The following is a 21,458-nucleotide window of genomic DNA, read 5'->3' on the forward strand; positions in this document are numbered from 1 at the left end:
TCCGTGGGACGCCGACGGCGGTCAGGCATCCGGTGCGGCGAGCGCCTTCCGGTTCTCCGCGATCCGTTCCGGGTCCCAGCCCGCGCGCGGAACCGAGTCGATCAGCAGCCGGGTGTACGGGTGTTGCGGCGCCGCCAGCACGTCCGCAGTCCGCCCCGACTCCACGACCCGGCCCGACCGCAGCACGACGACGTCGTCCGTGATGTGCCGGATCACCGCGAGGTCGTGGCTGACGAAGAGGTACGCGACGCCCTCCTCCCGCCGGACACGCACCAGCAGGTCGAGGATCTGCGCCTGGATCGACACGTCGAGGGCGGCCACCGCCTCGTCCAGGATCAGCACTTGCGGGGACGCCGCCAGCGCCCGCGCGATGGCGACGCGCTGCCGCTGCCCGCCGGAGAGCCGGCGCGGCAGCGCACCCGCCTCCCGGGTGCCCAGGCCCACCTGGTCGAGCAGTTCGGCGACGCGCGCGGCGCGCCGCTGCTTGCCGAGGTCGGGCGCGTGCAGGCGCAGGACCTCGTCGACGCAGTCGCGTACCGCGACGCGCGGGTCCAGCGACAGGTAGGGGTCCTGGAAGACCATCTGGATCTCCCGGGCCCGGGCGAGGCGTTCGGTGCGCGAACGCGGGCGGCGGGCACGCTCACGGCCGCGGACCGTGATGCTCCCGGCGTCCGGTGTCTCCAGGTCCACGAGCATGCGCGCCGTGGTGGTCTTGCCCGAGCCGGACTCCCCGACGATCCCGAGCGAGCCGCCCGGCGCCAGCGTGAACGCCACGTCGTCGACCGCCTTGTGGTCGCCGAACGTCCGGCACAGGCCGCGGACCCGGAGTACCGCCTCGGCCGCATCTGCGGTGGTGCTCACGTCAGGATCCCTTCCTCGGCGCGCAGGCACGCCACGGCCGCGGGGCCGTCGTGCACCAGCGCCGGAACCTCGGTACGGCACCGCTCCACCGCGAACGCGCACCGCTCCGCGAAGGCGCACCCCTCCGGCGCCTCCGCGAGCGACACGGGCCGTCCCGGGATCGCCCGCGGCGGCTCGGAGTCCGCCTCCAGACGCGGCGTGGAGGCCAGCAGGCCCGCGGTGTACGGGTGCCTCGGATGCTCGAACAGGGCCGCGGCGGGCTGGGATTCGACGATGCGGCCCGCGTACATGACGTAGATGCGGTCGCAGATCGCCGCGGCCAGCTCCAGGTCGTGGGTGACGAAGAGCATGCCGGTGCCGTGCCGGACCTGGAGGCGCCGCAGGATGCCGACGACCTCCGCCTGCGTGGTGACGTCCAGCGCGGTGGTGGGTTCGTCGGCGAGGAGCAGCGCCGGGTTGCCGGCCAGCGCCGCCGCGATCACGACGCGTTGCAGCATGCCGCCGGAGAACTGGTGCGGGAAGCGCCGCAGCGCCCCGCGCGGGTCGCGGATGCCGACCTCGGCGAGCAGTTCCTCGGCGCGCGCCGGCGCCTGCTTCTTCGACATGCCGAGCAGGCGCAGGCCCTCGGTGAGGAAGTCGCCGACCCTGCGCATCGGGTTGACCGACGCACGCGGGTCCTGGAACACCATCGCGACCTGCCGCCGGCGGATGCCGCGCAGTCCCGCGGGCCCGAGCCCGAGTACGTCGGTCTCCGCGACGCGGACCGCGCCCTCGGTGCGGGAGCCCTGCGGGAGCAGCCCGAGGACGGTGCGGCAGGCCACCGACTTGCCGGAGCCGGACTCGCCGACCAGGCCCACCGTTTCGCCGCGTCCGACGCGCAGCGAGACCCCGTCCAGGATCGGCCGGGCGGCGGCGTGGTCGGGCAGGCGCAGCGTCAGGCCCTCGATGTCGAGCAGCGGAGCGTCCCCGCTCGTCACGGTCTTCTCGAACATGCCGCTCACCTCTCCCGCTTCGCGACGCGGTCGGCGAGCCCCTCGCCGACGATCCCGAACGCGACCACCGCGATGACGATGGCCGTTGCGGGCGCGAGCGCCGGCAGCATGACGTCCTTGAGCAGCGGGCCCTGGCCTTCGCTGACCATGACGCCCCAGTCGGCGGTGGGCGCCTGCACGCCGAAGCCGAGGAAGGACAGGCCGGCCAGCTCCATCAGGGCGTACCCGAAGTTGATCGCCGACTGGGCCAGCACGGTCGGGGTGATGTTGGGGATCAGGTGGCGCACGCAGATCGACCAGCCGGACCAGCCCTGCACACGGTAGGACTCGATGTAGGGGCGGGACTTCTCCTGGCGGGCGATGGCGCGGACCAGGCGGCCGACGTATGGCGTGTAGGCGACCATCATGGCGATGACCGGCGCGGTGAGCCCGGTGCCGAAGACGGCGACGCACAGGATGGCCAGCAGCATCGCCGGGAACGCGAACAGCAGGTCCATCGACCGCGACAGCAGCGAGTCGACCCAGCCGCCGCGCCACGCCGCGACCACGCCCATGACGATGCCGAGGACGGTGGAGACGCCGACGACGGCGAGGGGGCCGAGCAGGCCGGTGCGGGCGCCGTACAGCAGGCGCGACAGGATGTCGCGGCCCGACTGGTCGGTGCCCAGCCAGTGGTCGGGGCCGGAACCGGCCAGCGAGTTCTTGAGGTTGATCGCGTTCGGGTCGTAGGGGGCGAGCAGCGGGGCGAAGACCGCCAGGAGCACCAGCAGCGCGAGGACGACCACGGCCGCGGTGAACAGCGGCCCCTGGGCGGCGAGCGTACGGATCCGGCCGGGTGCGCCGCGGCGGGCGCCCGGCAACCGCGGGGCGCCGCCCGGCACGAGCGGGGTTGCCGAGGCCGTCACTTCTCGTCACCTCCCAGGGCGAGGCGCGGGTCGATCAGCGGCTGCAACAGGTCCACGACCAGGTTCGCGACCAGGAACGCCGCGACTACCAGCAGGGTCAGCGCCTGCACGACGGGGAAGTCCTTGACGGTCACCGAGTTGACCAGCAGCGAGCCGACACCCTTGACGCTGAACGCCGTCTCCACGATCGAGGTGGCCACGAGCATGCCCGCGACCATGGTCCCGACCACGGTGACGATGGGCCCGAGCGCGTTGCGCAGCACGTGCCGCACGATGACCTGGCCCTCGGGGACGCCCCGGGAGCGGGCCACCTCGACGTGTTCGCGCGAGAGTTCGTCGAGCATGGCCGAGCGCGTGACCCGGGCGAGCAGCCCCGCGAACGTGAGGGCGAGCGCGACGGCCGGGAGCGTCAGGTGCCACAGCCGGTCGGTGAAGCCCTCGCCCGCGCCGTAGAGCGGGAACCAGCCGAGCTTGACCGCGAAGACCGAGGTGAGCACGGTCGCGGCGATGTACGACGGGATGGCGATGGACGTGCCGGTCCAGGCGAGCACCAGCTTGTCGACCAGGCCGGGGCGCAGCGCGGACAGGATGCCGAGGGCCAGGCCGACGACCGTGACCAGGACCATCGCGTACACCACCAGGAACGCGGTGATCGGCAGCTTCTGGGCGACCAGGTCGCCGACGTCCTGGCGGAACTGCACCGAGCGGCCGAAGTCGCCGCCGAGCACGTCGCCGAGCCACATGAAGTACTGGTTCAGGAACGGCTCGTCCAGGTGGTACTGGGCGGTCAGCGCGGCGCGCGCCTCCGGGGTGACCGGCCGACCGCGCATCAGGAAGGACACCGGGTCGCCGGGGGCCAGGTGCACGGCGCTGAAGACCACGAAGGAGGTCACCAGCAGCACGAGCACCAGCCCCACGACGCGCCCGAGCAGGAAGCGGAGCAGAGAGCGGCTCATCAGTTCGCGGATCCCAGGGTCGCGGCCCACGGGTACGACAGGTGGGTGATGTTCGGGGTCACCCCGGTGACGCGCTTGCCGAGGTAGAGCGACATGGGCGAGTCCCACAGGGGGATGCCGGGCAGCTCGCGGAGCGCGATCTCCTGGAGCTTCACGGTGAGTTCGGCGCGCGCGGCCGGGTCGGTGGTGCCGAGCGCCTCCTTGACGAGCTGGTCGTACTCGGGGTTCGACCAGTTGCCGTAGTTGGCGAACTCCCCGGTCTGCAATGCGGCGTAGAACTCCAGCGGGTCGGGCGTCATGTCGTAGCCGCTGGTGACCAGCACGTCGATGCCCTCGCGGGTGGCGGGGTCGGTGAACAGGGCCGTGTACGCGTCGGGCGCGATGGTGCGCAGTTCGACGTCGAGGCCTATCTCCTTGCCGGCGGCCTGGATGGCGTTGGCGGCGACGCTGATCTCGGGCGCCAGGTTGCTGGTGGCGACGACGACCTTCTTGCCGTCCGCCCCGGCCTCCTCGACCAGCTTCTTGGCCGCGGCCGGGTCCTGGGTGATGGCCGGCAGGCTGTTGTGGATGGTCTGCGCGCGCTCCGCCGGGACGGTCGCCCAGCCGGCCGCGGGGACGGGGGCCTTGGCGGGGGCGCCGTACCCGTTCAGCGCGGCCTGGACCATGCCGTCGCGGTCGATGGCCATCGACAGTGCCTGGCGTACCCGCCGGTCGCCGAGCGCGCCCTTGAGGTTGGTGACGGCCGCCGAGTAACTGCCGGTGATGGCACCGAAGTAGAGCTTGCCGTCGCTCGCGTGGAGCTTGTCGAACGAGGTGGTCGGAAGCAGGTAGCCACCGTCGACCTCGCCGGTCAGCAGCGCGTTGGCGCGGGCGGAGGGGTCCTGGATGAAGACGAATTCGAGCTCGCTCGTCTTCGGTGCCAGAGTGCTGTCCCAGTACGCGTCGTTCTTCTTGAGGGTGATCGACGTGCCGGGCTTCCACTCCTCGAGGGAGAACGGCCCCGTGCAGTTCACGCCGCCCTGCGGGTTGCCGTAGTCCTTGCCGGCCTTGGCCAGGAAGTCGGCGCTCTCGACGATGCCGGGTGACGCGCTCAACTGCTCGTTGAGCAGCACGTTGGGGCGGGTCAGCTTGATGGTGACCTCGAGCGGCCCGGTCTCCGTGATGGACGCGACGTCCTTGAAGACCGTGCTGTACGAGGAGCCGACCTCCGGGTCCGCGTGCCGCGTCAGGCTCGCCACGACGTCCTTGGCGGCCATCGGGGTGCCGTCGTGGAACTTGACCCCTTCGCGCAGGGTGTAGACCCAGGTGAGCGGGTCGGGGTTGGTGTACTTGCTGGCGAGGCCGGGGGAGATCTTCAGGTCCGGGGTGACGCGGAGCAGGTTCTCGCACACGTTCGCGAGCACGGTGTTGATCGGGAAGTCGAAGGCGTACGCGTAGTCGAGCGTCTGGGGCTCGGCGTACAGCGACCACTTCACCTTGTCGAGCGGCCCTTTCGCGGCCGGAGTGTCGATGGTGACGTCGAACGCGGCGCCGGAGCCGGACGAGTTGTCACCACCTCCGCCCGAGCAGCCGGCGGCGACGAGGGCCGCTACGGCGGCCAGTGCGGCGGTTCTGAGCATGCGCAAGAAACCCACCCCTTTCGAGGGACGGAGGAGGCGCGGCAGGGATGCCAGGGATACGCGTCGTGGACGAGTGCCGGTGAGTATTGACGCGGGAACGTTCCCGCGCAAGGGTTTGCGGGAACGATTCTCGGGGGTCGTGAGAATGCCGCCCGGGGCCGTCTGACGGCCCGTCAACATGTCAGGATCAAGGCCATGAACGAACCGGAACGTCGGGTTGGAAAAGTGCCGGGAGAAGCCGAAGGACCGCTCTCGGGGCCGGCCGCGGGGGCAGATGCGGGACCGTCCGCGGTGCCGTCCGGAGGGCCGCCCTCAAGGCCCGGCGCAGGTCCGGGTGCGGGTCCGGGTGCGGGTCCGGGCGCGGCAGCGCGCGGCGGGCCGCGGGCCCGGGGCAAACGCTCCCAGGCCGTCCCGAGGGTGCGCCTGATCGACGTCGCCCGCGAGGCGGGCCTGTCCAAGACCACCATCTCGGCCGCACTCAACGGCACCGGAAGGCTGTCCGACGACGTACGCGCCCACGCCCGCGAAACCGCGTTCCGCATGGGCTACCGCCCGAACGCCACGGCCCGCCTGCTGCGCGCCGGGCACGCGCGGCTCATCGGGTTCGCGGTGCGCGAGTACGTCGACAAGCCTTGGGCGTACACGGAGTTGCCGTACTTCACCCGGCTCGCCAACGCCAGCGCGGACGTCGCCCTCGAACACGGCCACGCCCTCGTGCTGCTGCCCAACCACGCCCCCCGCGAGGAGTGGGCCGACCTACCCCTCGACGCGATCTGCGTGGTCGACCCGGAGGTCGACGACCCGCTCGTCGAGGACTTCCTCGCGGCCGGCATCCCGGTCGTCACCGACCGCCGCGTGGAAGGCCGAGCGGGCGGCTACTGGGTCGAGACCGACTACGCCGCCGCCGTACGCGAGGTCCTGGACCACCTCGCCGGACAGGGGGCCCGCGACATCGCCCTCGTCATGGCCGCCAGCGACGCGCTCTACACCCGCAACGCCCTGCTGGCCCAAGCCGATTGGTCAGCCCGGCATGACATCCGCACCCGCGTCGTACAGGTCGACACCCCCGGCTACGCCTCCAACCTCGAAGCCATCGGCGACCTCCTGGCCCCCGGCCCCGGCGAGGGCCCCGACGCGCTGTTCGTCCTCACCGAGGTCAGCCCGCCGCTGGTCCTGGAGGTGGCCCGCCGACACGGCCACCGCGTCCCCGACGACCTCCTCCTCGTCTGCGCCAGCGAGGACGGCCTCGCCGAACACACCGCCCCGCCCGTCACCACCCTCAGCGTCCAGCCCAACCTGATCGCCGACGCCGGAATCCGCCTGCTCGTCGAAGTCCTCGACCAGGGCCTCACCGACCCCCGAGGCGTCGAAGTCCCCACCCGCCTGGAAATCCGCAAATCCTCCCAACGGGCCCCCGCGTAGGGGGCCCCTGCCCTTGGGGGGCTGGGCCGCCGTCACAGGGCAGATCCGTCACAGAGCTGCTCCGGCAGAGGGCTGCTCCGTCAGGGCGCGCGCCAGATGTTGTCGTAGGCGGCTTGTTCTATGGCGCGGCGCTGGCGTACGGCTTCGAGTTCGGTCACGGCGTCCTCCACTGCCGCGAGGACGATGCCGACCGGGTCGCGCGGGGGAGCCGGGGGTTCGTCGTCGGGTTTGTCGCGCAGGCCTGCGGAGGTGGCCAGGGCGGTGAGGACGGGCTCGTGCGCGGCCCAGCGGTCGCGCGCGGCTCGGTGGTCGGCGGAGTCGGCGACGGCGACGCGGCCGGTGCCGAGCGGGGAGCGGCCGCGCCGGTGGGCGAGGCTGCCTTCCTCCGCCAGGGCGGCCGCGTAGGCGGCGGCCAGGTCCCGGCCGCGCCGCCACAGCCAGTACTCGACGGACTCGTACGGCTTCTGCCGCACGACCGCGGCCGCGGACTGCTCGAGGAGCGGATCGTCGAACGCGGGGGTGCCGGCGGGGACGATGGCGTCGCCGTCGAGGGTGACCGCGGACGCGGCCAGCAGGTCGACGAGTTCGGCGCCCGCCAAGGCGAGGGACAACTCGCCTTGGCCCGCCTCGCGGCGTTCCGCCTCGTCCATCGCGGTGATGATCAGGTCGCGGGCAGTCGTCATGAGCGGCTCCACATTCGGTACGACCGGAAGGCCGGGCGGTATGCCGCCGGGTTCCGGTGCTTCCGATGACGAGCCTACGGAGCGCGGTCCGCCGCCGCATCAGGCGGCGATGCGGCGGCGGGTGCGGCGCGGTGGGCAGCGGCCGGTGGGGTGGGGTGGAGTGTCCCGGTCAGCCGGCCAGGGCCGGGGCGTGGGTGCCGGGGGTCGGCTCGTCGGGGCGGGGTTCGGCGGGGCGGATGGTCTCGGCCGGGGGATTGGCCGTACGCCGTGCCCACAGGTAGTAGATGACCGAGGTGACCGCCAGGCCGACGATCCACGAGATGTCCGCGCCGTCGAGCTTCTCGGTGATCGGGCCGGTGTAGAGCTTGGTGGCCAGGAACGGGATCTGCACGCCGACGCCGACGACGTAGCAGGTGAGCGCGGTGACGTTCCACTTGCCGTAGCGGCCGCGCGGGTCGTACAGCGCCGGGATGTCGACGCGCTCGCGGGAGATGACGTAGTAGTCGACGAGGTTGATGGCGCTCCACGGGGTGAAGACCATCAGCAGCATCAGGACGAAGTTCTTGAAGTTGTCGAGGAAGTCGGCACTGGCCGCCATCGCGATGACCACGGACACCGCGGTGAAGCCCACGATGTACGCGGCGCGGGCCGCCGACGAGATCCGCGAGCGCCCGTCGAACGCCGTCACGATGGTCAGGATCGACATGAAGCCGCCGTACGCGTTCAGGCAGTTGACGGTCAGCTTGCCGACCACGATCACCAGGTAGATCAGGAACGCGAGGAACGCCGGGCCCGCCAGGTCGCCGAGGAAGCCGACCTGGTCCGGCAGGAACGCCTTGCCCGCGACGGCGGCGGTCAGCGCGCCGAGGGTCATCGCGATCTGGGATCCGATCACCGAGCCGCAGAATGTGGACCAGAAGGTCGCGCGGTCGCTGGTGTCTCGGGGGAGGTAGCGCGAGTAGTCGGCGACGTACGGCCCGAAGGTCAGCTGCCAGCCGGCGCCGAGGCCGACGGCAAGCAGGAAGGTCGCGGCGTCGAAGCCCTTGTCGCCGACGTGCGCGCCGACGTCGTACTGCGTGAACAGCCGGATCATCAGGTAGCCGAGACCCAGGACCCCGATGACGGTGGCGACCCGGCCCGCGAGGTGGATCAGCCGGTACCCGGTCACCGCGATGACCGCGGTCAGCGCGCCGAAGATGAGGATGCCGACGTTGGTGTTGTCGATGTGCAGCATCTCGCACACCGCCTGGCCGGCCAGGACACTGCCGGTGGCGGCGAAGCCGAGGTACATCAGGATCACCAGCAGCAGCGGCAGCACCGCCCCGTAGACGCCGAACTGCGCCCGGCTGGAGATCATCTGCGGTACCCCGAGGCGCGGCCCCTGGGCGGAGTGCAGCGCCATCACGATGCCGCCCAGCACGTTGCCGACGAGCAGCGCGGGTATCGCCCACAGGGCGTCGGCGCCGAAGACGACCGCGAGGGCGCCGTCCACGATCGCGGTGATCTGCATGTTGGCGCCGAACCACAGCGTGAACTGGCTGAGCGGCGTGCCGTGGCGCTCGGCGTCGGGGATGACCTCGATGGTCCGGCGCTCCATCGCGAGACGTGCCCCGGAATCTTGTTCGACCGGCATGGACTCACTCTCTTCGCGGGGCGAAGCGGCGACCGCTTGCTGAGGACCTGTGACTGTCGACTGCCGAATCTGGCATGCAGATGAACAGACAGCAAGATCTTGAATGAATAATTTCAGCAATGGGCCTGAGGAAATGCCGTTAATTTGGACATTTGGCGCGCCTGGGTGTGCTTCGAGGCTCGGCTTGATGGAGGTTATGTCAGCCGGGCAAGCCAGGACAAATAGTGCTCAGAGGCCGGGATTCGGTCACGCCGGAGGCGGTATTTCGGCCATCGCTTATGTCGCCGCTGCACAGTGGCCGGGTGCCACGAGCAAGCGTCTCCGCTTGGTGGGACGGCAGCGCGGACGCGGCGGACGGCGCCGGTCCCCGCGCATCATGTAGTGCTGCGGTCGCCGGCGCCGTGCGCTTCGTGTGTACGTGGGACGCGGCGGTGTGGTCGCGCCGGGGTCGGTTGCGGCCTGGGGTCAGCCGGCCGCGCGGGCCACAGGTTGGCGCAGGATGGTCCGCGGGTTGGGGTCGGTGAAGTCGGTCAGGTAGATCTCGTGGTGCAGGCCGTTGCGCACGAGTCCGCGCTCGGTCATGAAGGCGTCCATCACATCGAGCGACGCCTTCTCCTCGCTGTACGGCCCCTCGTGCACCATCTGCACGCACTCGCCCTCGGCGAAGCTGACCACCTGCACCCGGTCGACAGCCGCGCCCGACGCGCGGGCCTGCTCGCGTGCCCGGCCCAGGGCCTCCGGCTCGGGGGCACCCGGCAGCGGCAGAAGCAGGTGCCACCGCCACTGGTCGCGCGGTGCGTCGAGGGGGTTCGGGCCGGCGTCCTCCGCCCACCACAGGCCTTCGAGGGGGCCGGCGGGACCGCCCATCATCGAGGCCACGGCGTACAGCGCACGCACGGCGGCCATGTGTTCGGTGCCGCCGGGTTCGCCCATGCCGGTGACGTTGAGGCACGTGGCGGGTTCGGGGTGGACGAGCTCGGGGCGGACGGGCGCGGGGGTCATGCTTCCTCCAGGGGGATCATCAGGTGGGTGACCAGCCGGTCGGGCGGCGTGGTCATCGGGTCGGACACGTACACCTCGCGGAGCGGGCCGCGGACGGTGTGGCGCCGTTCGGCGCACCAGGACAGCAGGGCGTGCGCGGTCAACCCGATCTGGTCGTACGGGCCGACGTGGGTGACGCGGGCGAACCGGCCGCCCGGCAGGACGTCGTGTTCGGCTCCCGGCACCGGCCCCTCGCCGACCAGGGCGACGGCGACGGCGATGGGTTCGCCGAAGTCGAGCGGGAACAGGCCGACGAGTTCGGGCGGCCCGGTGGACGCTCCGGCCTGGGACGCTCCGGCCTGGGACGCCGCGGCCAGCAGCCGTGCGACGGCCGCGGAGGTGGCCCGGCCCAGGTCCGTCTCGTCGGCCGCCGTCTCCCTGACGACCAGCACACGCCGCGCCGGTTCGGTCAGCACGGTGACGGGCACGGACGGCAGCCCTTCGGCCATGACGCGCTCCAGAGCCGCCAGCGTCGAACGGCGCCGGGCCAGTTCGGCTTCCAGGCGCTCGTGCACGCCGTCGAGCGCGCCGGTCGCGCCGGAGAGCACCTGGGCGATGGCGGCGAGCGGCACGTCGAGGGAGCGCAGCAGCCCGATCGACAGCGCGTCGCGCGCCTGCTCGTGCCGGTAGTAGCGGTACCCGGTCTGCTCGTCCACGTACGCGGGCTTCAGCAGCCCGAGTTCCGCGTAGTGCCGCAGCTGCTTGACGCTCAGCCGACTGAGCCTGGCGAACTGCCCGATCGCCAGTAGATCTTCGTTCATGGCCTCAGCATGAGGTCTCCCCAAGTGGGAGAGTCCAGCGCGGCGCGCGTGTCGGCGCGTGTCGGCGGGTGTCAGCAGGTGTCAGCAGGTGTCGACAGGTGTCGGTGCGGGTCGGCTCCGGTCGGCACGTGTCGAAGTACGGCGGTCGCGGCCCTGGTTGTCGCGGGTCCGGCGCCGTACCATGCGCGGGTGATCCAGGGGTTCTCGCACATCCAGCTCGTCGTCCGCGACGTCGCGGCCAGCGCGGCGTTCTACCGCGGTGTCCTGGGGATGCGCGACCTCGCCTCGGGTGTGCTCGACTCCGGCCCGTACGCCGCACTCCGCCATCCCACCGCGGGCTTCGTCGTCGGCATGCAGACCGCCGCTCCGGGCGACCCGTCCGGGACCGCGACGGCCGGCATCGACCACCTCTCGTTCGCGGTGCCCGACCGCGCCGCACTCGAACTCCTACGCGCGGACCTCGCGGCGGGCGGATTCGCGGTCGGCGAGATCTTCGAGGAAGCGGTCAGCCACAACATGCGGCTGACCGACCCGGACGGCCTGACGATCGAACTCAGCGCACCGAAGCACGTGTAGCGCGAGGCGCACTCCTCGGGACACGGCGCCTCCGGAACGACGACGAGCTTACTGGTGGCGAGACTTCGAGGGCCGCCCTGGTGACACGTGTCAACGCCGCGCGCCGCAGCCCGACTTCGCATGCGCTGTACGCGGTCCCTATCGAAGTCCGGTGCGTCCCCGTGGTGGTCCGCGCCAGGGCCGGCGCTCTTGACAGGCCGTTCGCCAGGATCGCTAGGATTACATTAGCTCGCTAATATTTCGACATTTCGAAACGCGGTTCGCGGCCCGCAAGGCAGCGGCACGAACCCCGCACCACGACCTCCGCACCACGACCTCCGCACCACGGCACGTCCCCCGGCAGCGCACCGACCGGCGAGGAGAGGCACCCGTGACATCGATCGAGGACCGCTGGTTGAAGCTCGCACCGGTCCGTGTCGGCTGGCTCGGCATGGAATGGCGGCGCTTCGAGCGCGAAATCACCATGGCGTTCGACGAGGCGGTCGAGCGCGGGGTGCTGGACCGCCGGTACGAGTTCCTGTTCGAGGACGACGCCGGGCTGCCGCAGGGCACCGCCAAGGGCGGAGTGGAGTCGTACCGGCGGCTGGTCGAGGCGGGTTGCCTGGCCGTGGTCGGCGCCAACTACACCGACTCGGCGATGGCCCTCGCGCAGTACGCCAACGAAAGCCAGGTACCGCTGATCAGCATGGCCGGCACTGACGCCTTCCACGGGGAGTACTGCTTCCGCATGGGCAACGGCGACGTCGGCGGCGACCCCGCGCTCATCGTCAACTGGCTCAAACGGGAAGGGCATTCGCGGGTCGCCGTGCTCGCGCCGTGGTCGCCGATCGGCGAGGAGTACTTCCGCTTCTTCCGCCAGGAGTGCCGCAGGCTCGGGGTGTCCGTCGCCGCGGTGGAGATGGTCGACAACGCCACGACCACCGACGAACTGACCGCCAAGTTCCGGGTCCTGCGGGACTCCGGCGCCGACGCGCTGGCCTGGCTCGGGTACGGCGGCCTGGTCGTCTCCGGCGCGGTGCGCGAGGCGCTGGACAAGCTCGGCTGGGACCCGCCGCGCATCATGACGACCGCGTTCATGCAGTACATCTGGGGCTTCGAGCAACTCGAAGGCTGGGTGGGCATCGACCAGTGGTGTCCGGAGAATCCGCGCATGCACCGGTTCCACGCGCGCTTCGTCGCCCGCTACGGCGAGGACCCGTGGATGTGGCCCAACGCCATACCCGGACTCGCGTACGACATGGCCGCCGTCGTCGCCGAGGCGCTGCACCGCGCGACCGTCCTGACCGGCCCCGGCGTCAAGGAGGGCCTGGAGCGCATCCGGTTCATGCCCGCGGTGACCGGGGGGCCGAACACGCACATCGCCGGGGGCCCGTACGACCACCAGATGTTCAAGGGCGACTGGCTGCACTACGGCCGCATCCGGGACGGGGTGCTGGAATTCGCCGGGCTGTACGAATCGACCGACGACTACTGACCCTCCACACGGGAAGCGACGGCGAGACATGACGAACCTGCCCGGCACCCTCGCCGAGGTCACGCCCGCGTGGCTGTCCTCGGTGCTTTCCTCCGCAGACCGGAACGTGACCGTCGACGAGGTCCGGGTCGACCGGGTCATCGACGGGACCGCCACCAAAGCGCGCCTGCGGATCACGTACGCCGGCCCCGGCGCGGACGGCCTTCCCACCCGCCTGTGGATCAAGGGCGGCTACGGCCGGGAAAGCGCGAAGGTCATGCCTACCGGCGCCTACGCGGTGGAGGCGCGCTTCTACCGGGACCTGAGCCCGCGCATCCCGGTCGTCGTGCCCACGTGCTACTTCGCCGACTGCGACGAGACCACCCAGCAAGGCGTGGTGCTGCTCGCGGACCTGGCGCAGGACGGCGTCGAATTCTGCAACGCCGCAAGGCCCCTGACGGTCGATCAGGTCGCGTCGTTCCTCGAACTCCTGGTGCCGCTGCACGCGTTCTGGTGGCAGAGCGCGGAACTCGACACCATCCCGTGGCTGCGCAGCCCGCTGGAGCGCGGCACGCCCTCGGACCGCTACGTGAGCCGGTTCTCCGCCGCCGACCTCGACGCGTTCGTCGCGATGCCGCGCGCCGACGTGGTGCCTGCCGGCATCACCGGGCAGGGCGTCGTGGACGCCCTCCACGCCCTCCAGGACCGCGTCACCCTCCAGCCCCAGTGCCTGCTGCACGGCGACACGCACCTCGGGAACACGTACCTGCGCCGCGACGGCAGCCCGGGACTGCTCGACTGGCAGACCGCCTGGCGGGGGAACTGGGCGCACGACGTGGCGTACTTCATCACCTCCGCCCTCACCGTCGAGGACCGGCGGCGCCACGAGAGGGACCTGCTGCGGCACTACCTGGCCGCCCTGGCGGCCGCCGGGGCGGCGGCGCCGGGCTTCGACGAGGCGTGGGACGACTACCGGCGCTATGTCGCGTACGGGCTGTTCATCTGGCTGATCAACCCGGTCGAGGCGCAGCCGGACGAAGTCAACATCCCCAACATCACCCGCTTCTCCGCCGCCGCGGACGACCTCGACACCTTCGGCGCACTGGGCGTGAAGGCCGGCTGACGCGTCCTGGCCGAGCGGCGGGCGTGTACTTCTTCGGGCGACGGGTTCATGATCGGGTCGGCATTCACCGCGAGGCGGTCCGACCGGGCGGCCCCGTCCCGAGGAGGAACACATGTTGTCCGGCGAGAAGATCCTCATCACCGGCCCGGCGGGGCAGATCGCCTTCCCCCTGACGGAGTACCTGGCCCGGGACAACGAGGTGTGGGGAATCGCGCGCTTCGGCACCGCCGGCGAGCGTGAGCGCGTCGATGCCCTCGGTGTCACCACGCGCCGCGTCGATCTGGGCGCCGGGCAGTTCGACGAGATCCCCGACGACTTCACATACGTGCTGCACCTGGCCGCGTTCCTCGGCGAGGGCCTGGACTACGACCACGCCCTCCGGGTCAACGCGGAGGGCACCGGGCTGCTGCTCCAGCACTGCCGCAAAGCCAAGGCGGCGCTGGTGATGTCCACGGCGTCCGTGCTGAAGCCGCACGAGGACCCGCACCACGTATACCGGGAGGACGCGCCGCTCGGCGACGCGAACATCGCGTACGCGCAGACGTACTCCGTCTCCAAGACCGCCGAGGAGGCCGTCGCCCGCTACTGCGCGCGGGCGTTCGACCTGCCGGTCGTCATCGCGCGCATGAACGCGTCGTACGGCTCGTACGGCAACGGAGGCCTGCCCGGCATCCATCTGGCGGCAGTGCGTGCCGGGGAACCCGTCGTCACCCGCTGGGACCCGTGCATGTACAGCCCCATCCACCAGGACGACATCAACACCCAGACCGAGGCGCTGCTCGCCGCCGCGTCGGTTCCGGCCACCATTGTCAACTGGGGCGGCGACGAGCCGGTCAGCGTCCAGGAATGGGCCGCCTACATGGGCGAACTGACCGGCAAGGGCGCCACCGTCGAGGTACGCGAGCAGCCCGGCACACTGCGCGGCCAGGTCCTCGACGCCACGCGGCGGCGCTCCTTCACCGGGCCCTGCGCGGTCGACTGGCGCACCGGCATCCGGCGCATCCACGACGAGACCGCGCGCGACCAGACCGCCTGAGCGGGGCGCGGTCCGGGGGCGCGTTCCGCGTGCCCGTTCCGAATGCGCGTTCCGAGTGCGCTGTTCAGCCGAATACGACGGGGATCTCGGTCGCGCCGCGCTCGTACATGCCGATGAACGTCGGCGGCTCGACGTCCGGGTCGAGCCGCAGGTTCGGAAGCCGGTCGAGCAGCGCGCCGATCCCCACCGCCATCTCGGCCCGCGCCACGTGCGTGCCGAGGCAGACGTGCGGCCCGCGTCCGAAGCCCAGGTGCGAGCGGCCGGGGCGGGTCGGGTCGTACTCGTCCGGCGAGTCCCAGCGCAGCGGATCGCGGTTGGCCGCGCCGATGCACATGTGGATGACCGAGCCCCGCGGCATGAACGTGCCCCGGAACTCCGTGTCGCGCGCGAGGAACCGGGAGAACATCGGGTCGGTCGGCATCCAGCGCAGCGACTCCTCGACGGCGCCGCGCATCAGGCTCCGGTCGTCGCGTACGGCGTCCAGGACGTGCGGGCGGGCCAGGAGCGCGGCGAGGGTGATGCCCATCTGCTTCCACGTCGTGCCCGAGCCGGCGACGAGCAGCAGGTACGCGAACGACATGATCTCGTCGTCGGACAGCTTGTGGCGTACGCCGTCCTCGTCGGTGAACTCCGCCTCGACCAGCACGCTGAGCAGGTCGTCCGTCGGGTTCTCGTGCCGCGCCGCGACCGCCGGTCCGACGATGCGCCCGAACGCCGCCGTGTCGATCCGGCCGGGGAGCATCGAGGCGCGCAGGTCGAGTGCCTGGGACGCCGGGATGCCGAGGCTGCCGGTGATGGTCAGCGTCGGGATCGCGGCGCAGAACTCGGTGTTCAGGTCGGCGCGGCCGTTCCCGATGAACGTGTCGATCAGCGCGTCGACGGTCTGCTTGATCCAGTTGTCGATCCACCAGACGGCCCGCGGCGGTACGAACGAAGGCTGCACCAGACCCCGGTACGTCCGGTGCCGCTTGCCGTTCATGTAGAGGATGCTGCTGTCGGCTCCCCGGCCGCCGTGCTCGAAGTCGAGGCCGTCCGCGGTGCGTTCGGACGACACGAACAACGTCTCGTCGCGGAACGCGGCGTCGCACCCGGCGTAGTCGAACACCGAGAAGTGCTCGCGCTCCGGGTGCGGCAGACCCTGGAAGAACGCGGGGCCCTGGTAGCCGGTGAGTTCGTGGACCGTGCCGCGGTGGACGGGGCCGGTCTCGCGGAGGCGGTGCCAGGTGGGATAAGGGTCGTCCCGGTAGCCGGCGCCGCTGTGCTCGTTCATGCCGCTGCGCAGGTCGAAGAGTTCCCTGATGCGTACCGGGTCGAGGTCGTCGACGTCTGTGCCCATGGTCGCTGTCGTCCTTGTCGTCGTGGTGGCGCTGCCTGGTGGCGCTGCCCGGCGGCGGAGGTACGGCGTCGGGCTACGGCGGCGGGGGTACGGGGCCGATGGCGAGCGGCAGTTCGCCCGCCGGTGGCGTGTCGGCCGACCGGGTCCGCGGGAGACGGCGGGCTACTGCGCGACGAATCCGCCGTCCACGGGCAGGAGGACTCCGGTGATGTTGCGGGCCGCGTCCGAAGCGAGGAAGAGCGCCGCCGCGGCGCAGTCCTCGGCGGTGATGGGCCGGCCGAGCGGATGCGACGCGCCGACCGCGCGGGCCTCCTCCTCGCCGATGCCCTGCGAGCCCGCCTCGGCGCCGGGCACCATGAAGTTCGTGGCGGGCATCGCGGCGGGGCAGATGGCGTTGACGCGGATGTCGTCGGCCGCGCATTCGACGGCGACGCCACGCGTGAGCTGGTTGACCGCGCCCTTGGTGGCTCCGTAGACGGTGCCGCCCCAGCCGACCAGACCGGCCACCGAGCCGGTGTTCACGATCACCCCGCCGCCGCCCTGCGCCCGGAACTGCCGTACCGCCGCCTGGCAACCGAGGAGCACGCCGCGGATGTTGACCGCCATCAGCGCCTCGATCTGGTCGAGCGTGTGGTCCTCGGTACGCATGCCGAAGACGGGCGTGGCGATGCCCGCGTTGTTGAACATCACGTCCAGACGGCCGAAGCGCCCGACCGCCGTCGCGACGGCGGCGTCGACGTCGGCGGGCACCGTGACGTCGCAGCGTTGCGCGACCCCGGCGCCCTTGGCGCCGGGCTGCTCCGCGATCAGGCGTACCGTTTCCGCGGCCCAGTCCTCGCGGACGTCGGCGCACACGACCTGGGCGCCCTCGGCGGCGAACAGGAGCGCCGAGGCGCGTCCGACGCCCGAGCCGGCTCCGGTGATGACGACGGATCTGCCGTCCAGCAGCACGGTCTTCTCCCAACATTGGTCGGCGGTGCGGGTGGTACGGCGGTGCGGTTGGTACGGCGGTGCGGGCAGCGCGGGCAGCGCGGGCAGCGCGGGCGGTCCGGTAGCTCGGGTGGTCCGGTAGTGCGGGTGGGGTGCGCGGCGTTGTCGGGTCGGTCGCGGGCCGTACGGCGGTCGGTCGGGGCGCGGCGGTCGGTCGGGGCGCGGCGGGTGGTCGGCCCGGTGTGAGGTCGGGGCTCGACGCACGGTTGCGCGCCGGCTATCCCGCGGAGTCGAGCGGGCCGAGGACCAGATGTTGGATTTCCTGGTACTCGCGCAGTCCCGCGACGCCGCGCTCGCGGCCGATGCCGGACTGCTTGATGCCGCCCATCGGCGTGTACGCGTTGGCCGACGGCCGGTTCACCAGCACCGTCCCGGAGCGGATGCGCCGGGCGACGTCGAGGCCGGCCCGGACGTCCGCGCTGTAGACGCCGCCGGACAGGCCGTACTGGCTGTCGTTGGCGATCGCCACCGCCTCGTCGAGGTCGCGGTAGCCGTGGATGCTGACCACCGGCCCGAACGCCTCCTGCTGCGCGATCGGGTTGGCGTTGTCGTCGACCACGAGCACCGTGGGTTCGAGGTAGTGGCCGCGCGGCAGGTGGGCCGGGCGGCGGCCGCCGGCGGCGAGGCGCGCGCCCGCGCGTACCGCATCGTCGACCAGGCCGGTGACACGGTCGTGCTGCGCCGCCGAGATGAGGGGGCCGACGACGGTCGCCGGGTCCTGGGGGTCACCGACCGGCATCGCGCGGGCGACGGCGCAGGCCTGCTCCACCGCGGCGTCGAGGGCGTCGGCGGGTACGAGGACGCGGGACTGCGCCGAGCAGGCCTGTCCGGCGTGCGAGGCGAAGACGGTCCCGACCCCGGCGGCGACGTTGCGTACCGCGTCCGGCAGGTACAACTGCACCGACTTGCCACCGAGTTCGAGGACCAGCCGCTTGACGGTCGGGGCGGCCTGGGCGGCGATGCGGCGTCCGACCGCGGTGGAGCCCGTGAACGACACGCAGTCGACGCGCGGGTCCGACGTGAGCAGTTCGGCGCCCTCGGCACCGGGCTCCGGGACGACCGCGAGCACGCCCGGCGGCAGGCCCGCGCGGTCGGCAGCCACCCCGAAGGCGAGGACGGACAAGGGGGTGAGCGGACTCGGACGCAGGATCACCGAGCAGCCGGCGGCCAGCGCCGCGAACACCTTCCACACCGCCGGTTGCAGCGGGAAGTTGTACGGGGTGATCGCGGCCACCACGCCGCAGGGTTCGTAGCGGCGGACGCTGGTGAGCACGTCGCGGCCGGTCGGTCCGGCGATGTGCGCTTCGAGGGGGAGTTCGTTGTGCTCCCACTCCGGCAACGTGGCCAGCAGCGCGGGGAGTTGGCGCGCCTGCTCGAGCGCCATGTCGACCTGCATGAGGCCGGCGATGCGTACCGGGGTACCGGTTTCGCGTACGACGGTGCGGAGCAGGTCGTCGCGCATGCCGTCCAGTTCGTCCGCCATGGCGGCGAGCACCTTCACCCGTTCGGGAACGGGGACGGACGCCCAGACGCCCGCATCGAAGCTGCGCCGCGCGGCGGCCACCGCCTCGTCGAACTGGTCGGGGCTCGCCGCGGGGCAGTGCGCGAACTCCTCCGCGGTTGCCGGGTCCTCCACGGCGAAGGCCGGGGCGCGGCCGTCCACGAACTTGCCGTCCACGTACAGTTGTGCGACTTCGAGATGGTCCGCCACGGTCGGTCTCCGGTGTCGGTCGTCGGTCGAGTCGTCGATGGCGCCGGTGTGTCGGTGCTTCGGTGCTTTCGTGTGTTGGTGCTTCCGTGCTTCGGTCGCCGGGGTTGTCGGGTCTTCGGGAGCCGATGGGTCTTCGGGAGCTGTTGTGAGCCGCCGTTTGGTGCGTGCGGTAGGTGCAGTGCGTGCAGTGCGTGCCCTGGGCGAACGCTTGCGAATTGCCCAACTCGGGCGGCGGCTAATAGTATATTAGCGAGACTGCTGCGATACTAGCGTCGAGCTGACATCGCTTGTCAAGGAGCCTTCATGCCACTGGTTGCCTCGCCCGCGGTGCTCCGCGCCGTCGACATCCTGGAAACCCTGGCCGCCGAACCCAGTGAGGCGATGACGGTCAGCGAGGTCGCGCGCATCCTCGACATGCCACGCGCCAGTTGCCACACCGTGCTGCTCGCGCTGGCCGAACGGGGTTACGCGGTACGCGGCGACGGCGACCTGCGCTACCGCCTCGGCCCCGCGTGCATCGCGGTCGGCGACGCGGCCCGCAGCATCAACTCCGCCCTCGCTGTGACCGGACACGAGGCCGAGGCGCTGGCCAAGGAGACGGGCACCTGTGTCGGGGTGTCGGTGCGCGCCGGCGACGAGATCCGCGTCGTGGAGGTGTTCGACCACGGCCCCCCATTCGTGGTGCGGGGCCACCTCGGCCAGGCCATCAGGCTGGCGCCGCCGTTCGGCGCCGGGTTCGTGGCCTGGGCCGACGAGGCCGGGGTCGAGGCGTGGCTCGACGCCGCGTCCGCGCCGCTCAACCGCGCCGCCCGCGCCCGCTACCGAGCCGCGCTGGAGGCGATCCGCACCCGCGGGTACAGCGTCACCGTGGCGACCCCGCGCAGCCCCGAACTCCACGATGCGCTGGCAACACTCGCCAACACCCCCGACGCGGAAGAGGCCCGGCGGGTCCGCGACGAGGTCGTCGTCGAACTCACGCACAGCGAGTACCTGCCCACCGACCTGGACGCCGACCGCCCGGTGCGCATGTTGCAGTGCTCCGCGCCGGTCTTCGACGTGCTGGGCAAGGTGGTCGCCAAGATCATGGTGTTCGGGCCCGCCTACGACCTGACAGCCGGGGAAGTCGAGGCTCTCGGGGAGCAGTTGCGTGCCGCGACCGAGCGCGCGACCCGCAACATCGGGGGGCGTCCGCGTGGTGGGGGTTGAGGTGGTGGGTCCGGTACGACGCCGATGGGCGCGTACCTCGCGCCCGCGCCGCCCCGCCCCGCTGGCTCACGCGCCGCAAGGCGGACGTCAATTGGGCCTGGATTCACCTCGGATAGTGGCTCTACCTTGCCGCGTCACCGGGCGCTCCTCCGGCGACGGCTGCCCACCCCAGGGGAGGCGGAGATCGCGGCCTGCGAGCCGGTGGCGAGTCGCGACCGGCGGCCGATGCGGCCTTCGCCGTTGGACTAGGCCGTGTCTGAGGCATCTCTCCGGGGCCGCGCCGTCTGGCACCGCTCCGGGCCTGGCGGCCCTCCCAAGCGCGGCGTTGCAAGCCTTGCGAGTACGACCGAGTACGAGCTGCGGGCCTGCGCCTCGCGATGCACGGCGCGAAAGAGGGCCGTCAAGGCCCGGCGCGACGCGGCCTGTCCGACGAGATCCCTCGGACACGCCTGGTCGTCGGACAGGTCGTCGAGTCGTGGAACCGTCGAACGAGTCGCGCGGTGAGCGGGTGGACGCGTTGGCGAACGCTCGTCGTCGATCGAGCGGGGCCGGACGCGGTCGACGCGGCCCGCTTGCCGGCCGGTGAGCCGGACTGACGGGTCTCACCGGCGTGAGGGGGGCGGGCGCCGCTCACGTCGTCCGGCGTCTCCGCGTCCGGCATGCCAAAGTCGTTGAACGGGGTTGCGACGGATGGTCGGACGGGGTGCCGGACGAGTTGTCGAACGGGCCGCCGTCGGACGAACTGTTGAACGGGTCGTCGAGTGGGCCGTCGAGTGGGCTGTCGACGGGGTTGTCGAACGAGCTGTCGAACGCGGTGAGGTCTTCGTTGATTCGGATGGTCGGGGGCGCTGACCGGCACCCTGCGGTGGCGGCGGACGTTCCCGAGGTATGGAAGGGGCGGGTGGGAGGGTGACTTCGGGCCGGGACCTCCAGGTCGCAGGGTCAGGGGACAGCGCGCTCGCAGCGTCAGGCGACTGCGCCTCTGAAACGGCGCCGCGCGCGGGGGCCGCGGCTCGAACTCCTGCGACGTCAGGGGATAGCGCTTCCGAAGCGGCGCCGGGCGCGGGGGCCGCGGTTCGAACTCCTGCGACGTCAATGGACGACGTCGAGTCGTCCGCGGGCACCGTCCACCGGGAACCGGTCGCCGAGCCGTT

At 71.7% G+C, this 21,458-nt stretch carries 18 protein-coding genes; 6 read left to right on the plus strand and 12 right to left on the minus strand.

Features of this window, described 5'->3' with window-relative positions; all coding sequences use genetic code 11:
• Window positions 1–21 precede the first annotated feature (21 nt).
• Genes AB0C36_RS28255 through AB0C36_RS28275 form a run of 5 tightly spaced genes read right to left on the minus strand, consistent with a single transcriptional unit; the run spans window position 22 to window position 5,333 of the window.
• Window positions 22–861: an ABC transporter ATP-binding protein gene (locus AB0C36_RS28255; protein WP_435839132.1), complete on the minus strand. Its 840-nt coding sequence runs from the start codon at window positions 859–861 to the stop codon at window positions 22–24.
• Complete coding sequence (locus AB0C36_RS28260; protein ID WP_358359215.1) at window positions 858–1,853, minus strand: ABC transporter ATP-binding protein; 996 nt, start codon at window positions 1,851–1,853, stop codon at window positions 858–860. The genes AB0C36_RS28255 and AB0C36_RS28260 overlap by 4 nt, the downstream gene beginning before the upstream one ends.
• Before the next feature lie 5 nt (window positions 1,854–1,858).
• Entirely contained in the window at window positions 1,859–2,758 is a 900-nt protein-coding gene (locus AB0C36_RS28265) for an ABC transporter permease (RefSeq protein ID WP_358359218.1), read from the minus strand.
• Window positions 2,755–3,714 (minus strand): ABC transporter permease, encoded by a 960-nt coding sequence (locus tag AB0C36_RS28270; protein ID WP_358359221.1) that lies wholly within the window; start codon window positions 3,712–3,714, stop codon window positions 2,755–2,757. The genes AB0C36_RS28265 and AB0C36_RS28270 overlap by 4 nt, the downstream gene beginning before the upstream one ends.
• Entirely contained in the window at window positions 3,714–5,333 is a 1,620-nt protein-coding gene (locus AB0C36_RS28275; RefSeq protein WP_358359262.1) for an ABC transporter substrate-binding protein, read from the minus strand. Before AB0C36_RS28275 ends, AB0C36_RS28270 begins: the two co-directional genes overlap by 1 nt.
• Before the next feature lie 417 nt (window positions 5,334–5,750).
• Here AB0C36_RS28275 and AB0C36_RS28280 point away from each other — a divergent pair, with 417 nt between their 5' ends.
• Window positions 5,751–6,755 carry a LacI family DNA-binding transcriptional regulator gene (locus AB0C36_RS28280; RefSeq protein ID WP_358359224.1) on the plus strand — a complete coding sequence of 335 codons (1,005 nt, stop codon included), beginning with the start codon at window positions 5,751–5,753 and terminating at the stop codon, window positions 6,753–6,755.
• An 80-nt stretch (window positions 6,756–6,835) separates the two neighbouring features.
• Here the strand turns inward: AB0C36_RS28280 and AB0C36_RS28285 are convergent, their stop codons facing one another.
• From AB0C36_RS28285 to AB0C36_RS28300, 4 genes are all read right to left on the minus strand, one after another.
• Window positions 6,836–7,438 (minus strand): GPP34 family phosphoprotein, encoded by a 603-nt coding sequence (locus AB0C36_RS28285; protein WP_358359227.1) that lies wholly within the window; start codon window positions 7,436–7,438, stop codon window positions 6,836–6,838.
• A gap of 169 nt (window positions 7,439–7,607) precedes the next feature.
• Complete coding sequence (locus AB0C36_RS28290) at window positions 7,608–9,071, minus strand: purine-cytosine permease family protein (protein ID WP_358359229.1); 1,464 nt, start codon at window positions 9,069–9,071, stop codon at window positions 7,608–7,610.
• Window positions 9,072–9,536: 465 nt separating this feature from the next.
• Window positions 9,537–10,073 (minus strand): GyrI-like domain-containing protein, encoded by a 537-nt coding sequence (locus tag AB0C36_RS28295; protein WP_358359232.1) that lies wholly within the window; start codon window positions 10,071–10,073, stop codon window positions 9,537–9,539.
• Window positions 10,070–10,873, minus strand: a complete 804-nt coding sequence (locus AB0C36_RS28300; protein ID WP_358359235.1) for a MerR family transcriptional regulator — start codon at window positions 10,871–10,873, stop codon at window positions 10,070–10,072. Before AB0C36_RS28300 ends, AB0C36_RS28295 begins: the two co-directional genes overlap by 4 nt.
• Before the next feature lie 189 nt (window positions 10,874–11,062).
• Between AB0C36_RS28300 and AB0C36_RS28305 the strand changes: the two genes are divergently transcribed.
• From AB0C36_RS28305 to AB0C36_RS28320, 4 genes are all read left to right on the plus strand, one after another.
• Window positions 11,063–11,449 (plus strand): VOC family protein, encoded by a 387-nt coding sequence (locus AB0C36_RS28305; RefSeq protein WP_358359237.1) that lies wholly within the window; start codon window positions 11,063–11,065, stop codon window positions 11,447–11,449.
• 370 nt (window positions 11,450–11,819) lie between these two features.
• Window positions 11,820–12,923, plus strand: a complete 1,104-nt coding sequence (locus tag AB0C36_RS28310) for an ABC transporter substrate-binding protein (RefSeq protein WP_358359239.1) — start codon at window positions 11,820–11,822, stop codon at window positions 12,921–12,923.
• 28 nt (window positions 12,924–12,951) lie between these two features.
• A complete protein-coding gene (locus AB0C36_RS28315; protein WP_358359240.1) occupies window positions 12,952–14,025 on the plus strand; it encodes a phosphotransferase in 1,074 nt (357 codons plus the stop codon).
• 112 nt (window positions 14,026–14,137) lie between these two features.
• A complete protein-coding gene (locus tag AB0C36_RS28320; protein ID WP_358359242.1) occupies window positions 14,138–15,061 on the plus strand; it encodes an NAD-dependent epimerase/dehydratase family protein in 924 nt (307 codons plus the stop codon).
• A gap of 64 nt (window positions 15,062–15,125) precedes the next feature.
• On the opposite strand, the gene AB0C36_RS28325 is transcribed toward AB0C36_RS28320, so the two are convergent.
• The 3 genes from AB0C36_RS28325 to AB0C36_RS28335 form a co-directional block, all read right to left on the minus strand.
• On the minus strand, window positions 15,126–16,397 hold the full coding sequence (locus tag AB0C36_RS28325) for a cytochrome P450 (RefSeq protein ID WP_358359245.1): 1,272 nt from the start codon (window positions 16,395–16,397) through the stop codon (window positions 15,126–15,128).
• Between the two features lie 162 nt (window positions 16,398–16,559).
• On the minus strand, window positions 16,560–17,591 hold the full coding sequence (locus AB0C36_RS28330; RefSeq protein WP_358359248.1) for an SDR family NAD(P)-dependent oxidoreductase: 1,032 nt from the start codon (window positions 17,589–17,591) through the stop codon (window positions 16,560–16,562).
• Between the two features lie 13 nt (window positions 17,592–17,604).
• Window positions 17,605–19,098: an aldehyde dehydrogenase family protein gene (locus AB0C36_RS28335; RefSeq protein WP_358359251.1), complete on the minus strand. Its 1,494-nt coding sequence runs from the start codon at window positions 19,096–19,098 to the stop codon at window positions 17,605–17,607.
• Between the two features lie 303 nt (window positions 19,099–19,401).
• Here AB0C36_RS28335 and AB0C36_RS28340 point away from each other — a divergent pair, with 303 nt between their 5' ends.
• A complete protein-coding gene (locus tag AB0C36_RS28340) occupies window positions 19,402–20,304 on the plus strand; it encodes an IclR family transcriptional regulator (protein ID WP_358359254.1) in 903 nt (300 codons plus the stop codon).
• Window positions 20,305–21,458 lie beyond the last annotated feature (1,154 nt).

Origin of the sequence: Streptodolium elevatio, assembly GCF_040649515.1 — a bacterium.
In the GTDB taxonomy this organism is placed as follows: Bacteria; Actinomycetota; Actinomycetes; order Streptomycetales; family Streptomycetaceae; genus Yinghuangia; species Yinghuangia elevatio.